The sequence below is a fragment of the Deinococcus carri genome (assembly GCF_039545055.1).
Lineage (GTDB): Bacteria > Deinococcota > Deinococci > Deinococcales > Deinococcaceae > Deinococcus > Deinococcus carri.
Genome location: NZ_BAABRP010000004.1, coordinates 117,109 through 128,831 on the forward strand (window position 1 = coordinate 117,109; position 11,723 = coordinate 128,831).

Here is an 11,723-nt window from a genome sequence, read left to right on the forward strand (position 1 = left end):
TGGGAGCTTAATCTAGCCGACTCTCCGAAAACCCGGCCCCAACATTAAGCTCAGCCTTTAGAAAGGGGGCGGCGCGGGGCGGCGGCGTCTATGCCAGCATGAAGCGGATGCCGTCTTCCCCGCCCGTTCCCCTGGTCTCCGTGCTGATGCCGACCTTCAAGCAGGCCAGCTTCCTGCCGCGCGCCCTGGAAAGCCTCCTCGCGCAGACCTGGCAGGACTGGGAACTGGTGGTGGTGGACGACGGCTCGCCGGATGACACCGCCGAGGTCCTCCAGCCCTTCCTCTCCGACCCCCGCATCCGGTTCACCCGCCTGGACCGCAACGTCGGCCTCGGGGCCGCCCTCAACCACGCGACCGAACTGGCGCGGGGGCGTTACCTGGCCTACCTGCCCTCCGACGACGTGTATTACCCGGAGCATCTGGAAACGCTGGTGGGTGTACTGGAGGCGGACGCGGGTGTAGACCTGGCCTATGGGGGCCTGCGCTGGGGCTACCATCACTACGGCCCCACCCTGCGCGGCAAGGTGGCGGTGGGCCGCGAGGCGGAGGTGCTGGCCCTGCCCCCGGAAGGCAAGGAGCAGCCCACCAGCGGCAACCTGCTGGCGCTGGTGCAGGTGATGCACCGACGCTCCCCGCACTGGCCCCGCTGGACCGAGCGTGCCGAACGTGTTTCCGACAGCCTGGAGGCCGACTTCTGGCGCAGTCTGCTGGAGGCAGGTGCCCGCTTCGCCTACGCCGGCGACATCACCTGCGAGTGGGTCAACCACCCCGACCAGCGCTCGCACATCATCGCGGGGATTCCGGGGGGGCTGTCGCGCTACCGGGCGCACTACGGGATTGGCCGGGGCGAGTACCTGAACTTTCAGCCCAGCCGGGGGATGCGCGTGAACGAGTGGGAGCGCTATGGCCGGTTCGCGGAGGCCACGCGCCCGCACCGTCCCGACAGCCTCAAGATTCTGGTGGTCGGCTCGCTGGGCTTCAACCCCGAGCGGCTGCTGGCGCTGGAGGAACGGGGACACCGGCTCTACGGTCTGTGGTCCCCTGATCCCGAAACCTGGGACGCCACCGCCCCCTTTCCCTACGGCCACATCGAGGACATTCCGCTGGACGAACACTGGCCGGAGCGCGTGCGAGCAGTGCAGCCCGACCTCATCTACGCGCTGCTCAACCTCCAGGCCCTGCCCCTGATCGAGCGGGTGCTGGACGCGCGACTGGGGATTCCCCTGGTCTTTCACTTCAAGGAAGGCCCCTTCCCCAGTGACGGGTTGTGGCCCAGCTTGATGCGCGTGCTGAGGGAAAGCGACGGCCAGATTTTCATCAGCCCGGAAAACCGCGAGTGGTACCGCCTGGCCCTGGGCGGCCAGCTCGACGAGTCCCGCACCCTCATTCTGGACGGGGACCTGCCCAGGCAGGACTGGATGACGGACGCCTGGTCGCCCAAGCTCTCGCACGCGGACGGCCAGATACACACCGTCTGCGCGGGGCGGCCCCTGGGCCTGGAACCCCTGTCCGCCCTGGCCGAGAACGGTATCCACGTCCACTTTTACGGCACCCACTTTCACGAGTGGTTCCCCAACTGGACCCGCACGGGCCTCGAAAGCGGCTTCCTGCACCTCCACCCGACGGTCGAACCCCAGGACTGGGTGGCCGAACTCTCGCGCTACGACGCCGCCTGGGTGCAGCAGTTCACCAGCCACAACCGGGGCGACCTGCGCCGCGCCGCCTGGGACGACCTGAATCTGCCCGCCCGCCTGAGCACCTACGCGGCCGCGGGCCTCCCCTGGATCATGCGCGACAACCGGCATTCCCTTGTCGCCATGCAGACGCTCGCGCAGGAGCTGGGTTTCGGCATCTTCTACCGCGACTTTGCCGCTCTCGCCGCCCAGCTCCGCGACCGCCCCCGTCTGGAGGAACAGACGGCGAACGCCCGCGCGGCCCGCCACCTCTTTGCCTTCGATACCCACGTGGGCGAGCTGCTGACCTTTTTCCGCCGGATACTTGCCACCCAGCCTTTTTCCGCCACCGCGCAGGTGGCCCTGCCCCAGGGCGACGACTAAACCGTCAGTCCAGGACGAAGAGGAGAGGCGAAGTAGGCGACGCCCAGCCGCCTTCCGCAGCGCTGCTGAAGAGGGGAGATGCACGACGGGGAGCCATACCCCCGCCGGGGGTGTCAATTGAGAGTGAAGTTTTTAACACCATTGGGGTCGAAATGAGGTAAATATTAGATTGTGAAAATCTCTCCCCGCTCTTCCTCTGCTGCGGCTGTTCTGCTGGTTCCCCTCCTGCTGGCTGCCTGCGGCCAGACGAATATGGCCGGGGGAACTGGGACAACGGCCGTCCGTCCCGAGTTTATTGCTCAGGTGCCGCTGGTCTCCGGCATGAGTGCAGACAACCTGGAAGCTGCCTACGGTGGTCAGGTGCTCAGCGAGGCGCGGGGCGAGGGATACGCGCTGATGGGCTTTTCTGCCTCCGAGGTCAGGGGTGGCCTCAACGCTCAGGGAACCAGGGTCGTGCATGTCGAGCGCAACCGCGACCGGTTCCAGGGTGGCGGCCTGACCGCGACCATGAGCGCGACCCGTTCGGTGTGGATCAACGGCGAGTTTGATACCTGGGCAAATGCGACCCGTTCGGTGTGGATCAATGGGTCCTTTAACCTCGTTCCCCAGAATACAGTCACCTTCCAGCAGATCGGGCTGGAGGCGGCCCAGGCCAAGGCCAGCAATCTTGGCGCAGGCGTGAAGGTAGCGGTGGTCGATACCGGCGTCGATATCGACCACCCAGCCTTCGCTGGCTCGCTCGCCCCCCAGAACGAGTGGCGGGATTTCCGCGACAACGACACCAACCCGGATGAGGAAGGCGTGCTGGGAACGGGAGGGTACGGACACGGCACGGGGGTAGCCGGGATCGTGTTGCAGGTCGCGCCCAAGGCAATCATCCTGCCCCTGCGCGTCCTGGGACCGGACGGCAGCGGCGATGTGCTGCATGTGGCCCAGGCCATTGACTGGGCGGTCAAGTGCAATGCCCAGATCATCAATCTCTCGCTGGGGACAGATACCCGTTCCAACGTCGTGCAGGATGCCATCAACCGCGCCACGGCGAAGGGTGTGATGGTGATTTCGGCGGCGGGGAATGACAACCGCAGTTCGCTGAACTACCCGGCCAATGATGCCATGGCAGGAGCGGCGGGCGATTACAGCCTCAGCGTGGGCAGTGTGGACGCCGGTGACCTCAAGTCCAGTTTCTCCAACTACGGCAAAGCGCTCGAAATTGTTGCTCCCGGTGAGGACGTGTACACTCCCGGCCCGGACAATCTGCTGGTGGCCTGGAGCGGCACCTCGATGGCGGCCCCGGTCGTGACGGGCAGCCTGGCCCTGGCCCTCGGTCAGAAGTGGAACATTTCGGCCAGGGACATGATCAAGGGGCTGACCGACAACGCTGCGGACATCTACCGGAACGGGATGAACAGCGCCTATAAGGACAAGCTGGGCAAGGGCCGCCTTGACCTGACGGTCTTCAGCAAAGTGCAGTGAGGCGTAGGGTTGAGAGAGTGTCGTGAGCTGTCGGAAACAGGATTCCTTGTCGCCCTTTGATTCTCCGGACAACCCCTCTAGCGAGCGTGCCTCGGCCCTGCTGACAGCCGCAGAGCAGCTCCTGGCAGTCGATGAAGCCCAGGCCCTTCAGATGGCTGAACTGGCTCTGGGAGTTGCTTGCGAGGAAGATAATCCGTCTAGTTCCGCACAGGCCCATCATCTGATTGGACGCATCCAGGTCCGGCGGGGAGAGGGAGAACAGGCAGTGTCTTCTCTAGAAGCTGCCCTCGGCTTGTTGGTAGCTCTGGGAACCCTAGCGACTGAGGGACAGGTACGCCGTGATCTCGGAGCTGCCCTCCTTGATCAGGGCCGCTTCCTGGAAGCTGAGTCTCACCTGAAGCAGGCCCTTGAGCAGACCCGGGGGGAGGTAAGGGGAGATACCCTGAACAGTCTGGCTGGGCTTTACCACGCAACTGGACGTTATGAGGACAGCCTGAATAGCCTTCAGGCCGCCCGGATTGTCTTCCAGCAGATTGGCGACGTGGTCGGTGAGGTCAAGGTTCTAGGGAACCTGGGAACTCTACTCATTAGTCTGGGTCGATACCCTGAGGCCCTGGAACATCTGACGGCGGCCTACAACCTGAGCATTGGCCCGGCCCGATCCCTCCTGGCTGAGCATCGCAGCCAGGGCTCTATCCTTCTAAGCCTCGGTAACCTCCATTTCGACATGCGTGACCCACGGGAGGCGCAGAGGTACTTTCAGGATGCGCTGGACTTTGCCCAGCGTGTGGGTGATCAGGTCATCGCCGCCAATGCCGTCCTGAATCTCGCCGAGGTGCAGCAGCAACTGGGAGAACAGCAGGTGGCGCGGGCTTCCTATGAACAGGCGCTGGCTCTGGCCCAGGAGGGGCAGTACCGGCAGGTGGAAGCGTCGGCGCTGGTGGGTCTGGGGCGGCTGATGCTGGCCGGGGAGCAGTGGGCCGAGGCCGAGGGCACCTTTCGCCGTGCCGGGGAGATGGCCCAGGAAACTGGGGACCTGGAAGGACAACTGTATGCGCTGTTGTATTTGGGCGAGGTGCAGGAGCAGCTTCAGGCCCTGCCAGACGCTCTCGCCACCCTGGAACAGGCCCTGACCCTGGCACAGCAGGTGGGCCGCCCCAAGGCTGCCTGTGACGTTCACCGCACCCTCTACCCGATGTATGCGCGGAGCGGCGATCACGCCCAGGCCCTGGCGCACCTGGAGCAGCTCTACCAGCAGGAGCGGGAAATCCTGAACGCCGAGGTCGAGCAGCGGGTGCAGGAGCTGACGGGCCATTTCGAGCTGGAGCGCGCGCAGCACCAGGCCGAGCTGACCCGCCTCCGACTGGTGGCGGCGGAGGAGGCCCGCGAGGTGGCCGAGGCCGAGGTGCGGGAGCGCACGCGCAGCCTGGAACAGGCCCAACTGGAAATCGTCACCCGGCTCGCTGTGGCCGCCGAGTACCGCGACGATACGACCGGCGAACATACCTGGCGGGTGGGGCAGATGGCCGCCGCTATTGCCGCGCAGCTCGGGCTGCCCGCCGAGACGGTCGAACTGCTGCGTATCGCGGCCCGCCTGCATGATGTCGGCAAGATCGGGATTCCCGACCGCATTCTTCTGAAGGCCGGAAAGCTCACCGAGGAGGAGTTCCGGCAGATGCAACAGCACACCGTGATCGGGAGCCGCATCCTGTCGGGCGGTCAGTCGCAGCTGCTCCAGGTGGCTGAGGAGATCGCCTGCGCCCACCATGAACGCTGGGCGGGGGGCGGCTACCCCGCCAACCTGAAGGGCGAGGCCATTCCGCTGACGGCGCGCATCGTAGCCGTCGCGGACGTCTTTGATGCCCTCACCCATGAGCGGCCCTACAAGCCAGCCTGGCCCGTCCCCGCAGCCCTGGATGAACTCCGGCGGCTCTCGGGCAGCTCTTTTGACCCGGCGATCGTGGAAGCCGCCCTACAGATCCTGCCCCTGCCCGAGATTCTCCGTGCCGCTGCGGAAAAGCCGGAGGCCACGCGTTAGGGCGGCGCTTTGGCAGACAGAACAAGGCAGCGCTCCCGTCAAAACGCGGGAGCGCTGCTCTGTCCGGCTCAGGTCATGGCGTCAGTAGGGCTGGGCCTCGTGGCTCTGTTCCTCGGCCTGCTGCACGGCTTCTTCCTTCTGGGCTTCCATGCCCTGGGCGGCCTGGGCCAGTCCCTCGGCCACGCGGCGGCCATAGTCGGCGTCGCACTGCGTGAACAGCTCGACCATGCGCTGCTGGATGTGCGGCGCGGCGTCGGCCAGGCTGCCCACCAGGTTCCGGATCAGCTCCTCGCGTTCCCAGTCCTCGAAGTTGCGGTACTGCTCGCCCGCCTGCCCGAAGTTGTTGGTGCGCTCGATGCTCTGGCGGACGAGGCGGCCCTCCACGAGGGGTGTGTGGTCGGGGGCCGTGCGGGGGGCTTCCGTGAGGCCGTTCAGGGTGGACGGCTCGTAATTCACGTGGGGGTTCTGGCCGGGCGCGTTGTCCACGCGGTAGGCCATCTGACCGTCGCGCTGGTTGGTGGCGACGTGCTTTTTGGGCGCGTTGATCGGCAGTTGCAGGTAGTTGGGGCCGACGCGGTAGCGCTGGGTATCCGAGTAGGAGAAGGTGCGGCCTTGCAGCATCTTGTCGTCGCTGAAGTCCAGGCCGTCCACCAGCACGCCGGTCCCGAAGGCGGCCTGCTCCACCTCCGCGAAGTAGTTCTCGGGGTTGCGGTTGAGGGTCATCCGGCCGACCGGCAGCCAGGGGAACTGCTCGCGCGGCCAGATCTTGGTGTCGTCGAGTGGGTCGAAGTCGAGTTCGGGATGCTCGCCGTCTTCCATGATCTGGACCATCAGTTCCCACTGCGGGAAGTCGCCGCGGGCAATGGCCTCGTACAGGTCCTGGGTGGCGTGATTGAAGTTCTTGGCCTGGATCTTCTCGGCCTCCTCCTGCGTCAGGTTGCGAATGCCCTGGAGGGGTTCCCAGTGGTACTTGACCAGCACGCCCTCGCCGCGGTCGTTCACCCACTTGTAGGTGTTCACGCCCGACCCCTGCATCTGGCGGTAGTTGGCCGGAATGCCCCAGGGCGAGTACAGCAGCGTGATCATGTGCATCGCCTCGGGCGAGCCGCTGAAGAAATCGAAGATGCGCTCCTGGTTCTGGATGTTGGTGACCGGGTCCGGCTTCTGCGAGTGGATCAGGTCCGGGAACTTGACCGCGTCGCGGATAAAAAAGACCTTGAGGTTGTTGCCGACCAGGTCCCAGTTGCCGTCCTCGGTGTAGAACTTCACCGCGAAGCCGCGCGGGTCGCGCAGCGTCTCCGGCGAGTGCCCGCCGTGCCCCACGGTCGAGAAGCGCACGAAGACCGGGGTCTGCTTGCCCTTTTCCTGGAACAGCTTGGCGCGGGTGTACTTGCTCACCGGCTCGTCCCCCACCGTGCCGTAGGCCTCGAACACGCCGTGTGCCCCCGCGCCGCGTGCGTGGACCACCCGCTCGGGAATCCGTTCGCGGTCGAAGTGCGAGAGCTTCTCGATGAAGTGGTAATTCTCCAGCGTGGCGGGACCCCGGCTGCCCACCGTCCGCAGGTTCTGGTTGTTGGTGACGGGGTGGCCCTGCCGGGTGGTCAGGGTCTGGGGCTGTTCACCGCTGGCCAGCCGCGAGTCGGTCGTGCTGCCTGGCCCCTGGACGGAGGTGCCCGCGACGCCAGCGGCGGTCTGGTCGGGCGTCTTGTTCTGGTCGCTCATATGCTCTCCTTGCTGCCTCCCTGGACAGGGCAGGGCGACCGGATGAAGCCGGTCTGGCTGCAAGGTTGCCATACAACGTCCGCCGTGTCCCCAGGTCGCATATACATTGACGTCTAATTAAATTTTTGAAGGGAAAAGTGCCTGGCGTTCCAGCCTGTCAGGAACCTCATGCCTTGCAGCCAGAACGCCGAAAAGGTGCCGCCGCAGCTTTTGCCCCTGCTGTCGGCGGGCAAGCTGTCAGGAAGGCGGGACTTAGAAAACGTTCATCTTCTCCGTTGCCCGGCGTTCAGCCTGCCGTCACTTCTGCTGGCAGGGGCGACTCCAGATGGGCCAGCAGCTTGAGGGCCAGCCGTTCGAGTTCCTGCACCTCGTGGGGGGTCAGGGCCGACAGGATGTGCCGCCCGTTGGCGAGGTGGGGAGCCAGCAGGCCCTCGACCAGTTCCCGGCCCGGCGCGGTCAGGAGCACACGCACCGAGCGGCGGTCGGCGGGGCTGGCCTGCCGCTCGACCAGTCCCCTGTCCAGCAGCCGGTCGATACGGTTGGTCATGGACGGCCCGGTGATGGCGGTCAGTTCGGTGAGCTGCGTGGGCGTCAGGCCCTCCGGAGGGGCCGAGCGGTACAGCGTGATCAGCAGGTCCCAGCTCGCAGGATTGATGTCGGCGGGCAGGTAGGTGCGCTCGATCTGCCGGGCCAGGACGGTATGCAGCCGGCCCAGCGTGACCATCAGCAGCATGGGGCTGGGGTCCAGCTCGGGCCGGACCTGTGCCCAGTCCTGCCGGATGCGTTCAAGAAATGCCGGGGTATCGGAGGGGTTCATGCGGGCCTCTGCAACGGGGCTGAGCCTAGCACGCGCGGTCCGGAGAAGAGCCACCTGCGTCTGAGGGAGAACGGGACTGTCCACCGTATTTTTTAGACCATGAATAACACGTTCACGGCTTGACAGAAGGGGCGTCTGTCCCGCACGATAGGGCAGCCCAGTACATAGATGTCTAAGTAGTTCGGTTTGTTCGCGGCCCTGGCCGCATCGCTTCTCCCGGCGCGTGTTCCGGCGCGTCACTGCCCCACGGAGGTTTGCATGACACGAGGAACAACCGCTGTTTCCGTTCCTGTCCCGCATCCGGTGGATGAAGTTCCGCCGCTCGGGCGCATGTTCGCCTTCGGGCTTCAGCACGTCCTGAGCATGTACGCCGGGATCGTCGCCGTGCCGCTGGTGCTGGCCTCAGCGCTGGGACTGGATCAGGAGCACATCGTGCGCATCGTGAACGCCAGCTTCTTCATGTGCGGCGTCGCCACCCTGATCCAGACGCTGGGCTTTCCCGGCTTCGGCGCACGGCTGCCGCTGGTGCAGGGCACCACCTTCGCGTCGGTCGCCACCATGATCCTGATCGGCAAGGAGTCCGGGCTGCCGGGCATCTACGGCGCGGTGATCGCGGCGGGCCTCTTCACGGTGCTGGCGGCCCCCTTCTTCTCGCGGCTGCTGCGTTTCTTCCCGCCGGTGGTGACGGGCACGGTGATCACCATCATCGGCGTGTCGCTGATGCCGGTCGCCATTCGCTGGGCCGGGGGCGGCGTGCCCACCGCACCGAACTTCGGTGATCCGGCCAACCTGGGGCTGGCGGCGCTGACCCTGCTGTTCGTCCTGCTGGTCACGCGCTTTTCCAAGGGGCTGTGGAGCCGCATCGCCGTGCTGCTGGGTCTGGTGTTCGGGACCGTCGTGGCCGCGCTGCTGGGCAAGGCGTCCTTTGCGACCGTGGGCACCGCCGCCGCGGTCGGCTTCACACCGCCCTTCTTCTTCGGCACGCCCATCTTCGCGCTGATCCCGATCCTGTCCATGATCCTGGTGATGCTGGTCGTGATGGTCGAAACCACCGCCGACCTGCTCGCCATCGGTGAGATCACCGAGAAGCCGGTCGACGCGAACGTCGTGGCGCGTGGCCTGCGGGCCGACGGCCTCTCGACCGCGCTGGGCGGCCTCTTCAACGTGTTTCCCTTCACGGCCTTCGCGCAGAACGTCGGTCTGGTGCGCTTCACCGGCATCAAGAGCCGCTTCGTGGTGGCGGCGGCGGGCTTCATCCTGATGCTGCTGGGCTTCTTTCCCAAGCTGGGCGCGCTGGTGGCCTCGATTCCGCTGCCGGTGCTGGGTGGGGCAGGGCTGGTGCTGTTCGGGACCGTGGCCGCGGCAGGCATCCAGACCCTGACCCGCGTGAACATGGCCGACACCCGCAACCTCACCATCGTGGCGGTCAGCATCGCGCTGGGCGTGATTCCGGCCACCGTGCCGACCCTCTACGAGAAGCTGCCGAGCTGGGCGGGCCTGTTCCTGGAAAGCGGCATCACCGCCGCCGCCCTGGCCGCCATCCTGCTGAACATCCTCTTCAACATCTTCAGCACTGGGGCCGAGCGCCGCTCGTACACCGCCGACGTGACTGAACACGCCCCTGAACTGGGAGATATCCATTGAACACCCTGCCTACCCTGACCGACGTGAACGCCCTCCCCCTGCCCGAGTTCGTGCAACGCTTCGGCGGCGTGCTGGAACACAGCCCGCGCTACGCCGAGCGGGTGGGCCAGCAGAGGCCCTTCGGGCGCGTGGAGGACCTGGCTGCCGCCTTTACCACCGCCGTCCTGGCCGACACGCCCGAGCAGCAGCTCGCCCTGATCCGCGCTCACCCCGACCTCGCCGGAAAGGCGGCCCTGGCGGGCGAGGTGACGGCGGAATCCGCCTCCGAACAGGCCTCCGCAGGTCTGGATCGCCTGACCCCCCAGGAATACGCCGAGTTCCACCGCATCAACGCGGCGTACCACGCCAGGTTCGACATGCCCTACATCGTCTGCGTGCGCGAAAACACCCGGGACAGCATCATGGCCGGTGCCGCCGCACGCCTCCAGAACACGCCCACGCAGGAGCGGGAAACCGCTCTGAGGGAAATCGGCAAGATCGCGCGGCTGAGAGTTCTCGACCTGGTGCGCCAGGAAGGATAAGGAGCAGGAACATGACACAGACCCAGAACACCCCCGCGAAGGTCAAGGCCCGTCTCGGTGAGAACAACTACGGCAAGGCCGAGGTCAACCTGATGAAGGTGAACCGCACTGCCGAGCGTCACGAGATCCGCGAACTCCAGGTGCGCGTCGCCATGACCGGCGACTTCGACGCGGCGCACACCCAGGGTGACAACACCGACCTGATCGCTACCGACACCGTCCGCAACACCATCTACGGGCTGGCAAAGGAAGGCTTCCAGGGCAGCCCCGAGGAGTTCGGCCAGGAGCTGCTCGCCCACTTCGTGAAGACTGGCCCCAGGGTGACGGGCGGCTTCGTGGAGTTCACCGAGTACCTCTGGGAACGCATCCCGGTGGGCGGTGAGGGCCACAACCACTCCTTCGCGCGCCAGATGCCCCAGCGGACGGGGCGCGTGGAGAGCGAGGACGGCCAGACCTTCAAGGTCACGTCCGGCATCGAGAACCTCTATGTCCTGAAAACCACCGAGAGCGGCTGGGCGAACTACCTGCTGAACGAGCGCTTCACCACGCTGCCCGAGACGCACGAGCGCCTGATGGCCTCCTTCGTGACCGCGCGGTGGGAGTACGGCGCGGGCCAGGTGGACTACGACGACGTGTGGCAGCGCGTGTACCGGCAGATTCAGGAGACTTTCACCGACCACTACTCGCCCAGCCTCCAGAACACGCTGTTCCTGATGGGCCAGGCGGTGCTGACGGTCTGCCCGGAAATCTCGCGCATCTGGTTCCGCATGCCCAACAAGCACCACCTCCAGTACAACCTGGAACGCTTCGGCCTGGAGAACAACCTCGAAATCTTCCACGTGGACCCCGAACCCTACGGCCTGATGGAAGGTTGGGTGGAGCGCGCCGAATGAGCGGCCACTCCGGACTCACGACGCACGTGCTGGACACGGCCAGGGGCCGCCCCGCCGCCGGGGTCCGGGTGGAACTCCACGCGGTGGAGGGCGGGGAGCGCCGCCCGGTGACGGAGGCGGTGACCAATGCCGATGGGCGCACCGACGCGCCGCTCATCGAACGCGGCAACCTCCAGCCCGGCACCTATGAACTCACCTTCCACGTCGCCCCCTACTTCGCGGGCTTCGAGGCCGCGCCGCGGGTCCCGTTTCTGGACCTGGTCACCCTGCGCTTCACGGTGAGCGACACCTCCGGGCATTACCATGTGCCGCTGGTGATGACGCCCTGGTCGTACAGCACCTACCGTGGGAGCTAGCCCACCGCCCCATTCCGGTTCCCCACTCCGTTCGGCCCAGCAGGGTGGCCGAATCTTTCCGAGTCCCGCCCTATACTACGCTGCCCCCCTTGTCAAGGGACAAAGTTCGCGGTACCATTCATCCAACCACAACCCAGACCACTGTTCTGCATGGATAACCAGCGGTCCGCCTCGTGCGTCAACCATGCGCCCCAGCCCTGGC

9 protein-coding genes are annotated in these 11,723 nt (G+C 66.0%); 7 read left to right on the forward strand and 2 right to left on the reverse strand.

Translation table 11 applies throughout. The features are described from left to right. The first annotated feature begins 140 nt into the window (after positions 1-140). From ABEA67_RS07960 to ABEA67_RS07970, 3 genes are all read left to right on the forward strand, one after another. Positions 141-2,057 (forward strand): glycosyltransferase, encoded by a 1,917-nt coding sequence (locus tag ABEA67_RS07960; RefSeq protein WP_486304402.1) that lies wholly within the window; start codon positions 141-143, stop codon positions 2,055-2,057. A gap of 321 nt (positions 2,058-2,378) precedes the next feature. Further along, positions 2,379-3,530: a S8 family serine peptidase gene (locus ABEA67_RS07965; protein ID WP_345463486.1), complete on the forward strand. Its 1,152-nt coding sequence runs from the start codon at positions 2,379-2,381 to the stop codon at positions 3,528-3,530. 151 nt (positions 3,531-3,681) lie between these two features. Further along, positions 3,682-5,568 (forward strand): tetratricopeptide repeat protein, encoded by a 1,887-nt coding sequence (locus tag ABEA67_RS07970; protein WP_345463489.1) that lies wholly within the window; start codon positions 3,682-3,684, stop codon positions 5,566-5,568. Between the two features lie 81 nt (positions 5,569-5,649). On the opposite strand, the gene ABEA67_RS07975 is transcribed toward ABEA67_RS07970, so the two are convergent. Together ABEA67_RS07975 and ABEA67_RS07980 are read right to left on the reverse strand one after the other, a co-directional pair. Beyond that, positions 5,650-7,290: a catalase gene (locus tag ABEA67_RS07975; protein ID WP_345463492.1), complete on the reverse strand. Its 1,641-nt coding sequence runs from the start codon at positions 7,288-7,290 to the stop codon at positions 5,650-5,652. A 286-nt stretch (positions 7,291-7,576) separates the two neighbouring features. Next, positions 7,577-8,107, reverse strand: a complete 531-nt coding sequence (locus ABEA67_RS07980; RefSeq protein WP_345463494.1) for a MarR family winged helix-turn-helix transcriptional regulator — start codon at positions 8,105-8,107, stop codon at positions 7,577-7,579. Positions 8,108-8,365: 258 nt separating this feature from the next. On the opposite strand from ABEA67_RS07980, the gene ABEA67_RS07985 reads away from it, so the two are divergent. From ABEA67_RS07985 to uraH, 4 genes are read left to right on the forward strand one after another with little or no spacing between them, the layout of a single operon-like run. Further along, a complete protein-coding gene (locus ABEA67_RS07985) occupies positions 8,366-9,751 on the forward strand; it encodes a nucleobase:cation symporter-2 family protein (protein ID WP_345463497.1) in 1,386 nt (461 codons plus the stop codon). Next, complete coding sequence (gene uraD, locus ABEA67_RS07990; protein WP_345463500.1) at positions 9,748-10,272, forward strand: 2-oxo-4-hydroxy-4-carboxy-5-ureidoimidazoline decarboxylase; 525 nt, start codon at positions 9,748-9,750, stop codon at positions 10,270-10,272. The genes ABEA67_RS07985 and uraD overlap by 4 nt, the downstream gene beginning before the upstream one ends. 11 nt (positions 10,273-10,283) lie before the next feature. After that, positions 10,284-11,165 carry a factor-independent urate hydroxylase gene (gene pucL / locus ABEA67_RS07995; RefSeq protein ID WP_345463503.1) on the forward strand — a complete coding sequence of 294 codons (882 nt, stop codon included), beginning with the start codon at positions 10,284-10,286 and terminating at the stop codon, positions 11,163-11,165. After that, the gene (uraH, locus tag ABEA67_RS08000; protein ID WP_345463506.1) at positions 11,162-11,521 is read left to right on the forward strand and encodes a hydroxyisourate hydrolase; all 360 of its coding nucleotides are present in this window, start codon (positions 11,162-11,164) and stop codon (positions 11,519-11,521) included. The genes pucL and uraH overlap by 4 nt, the downstream gene beginning before the upstream one ends. Positions 11,522-11,723 lie beyond the last annotated feature (202 nt).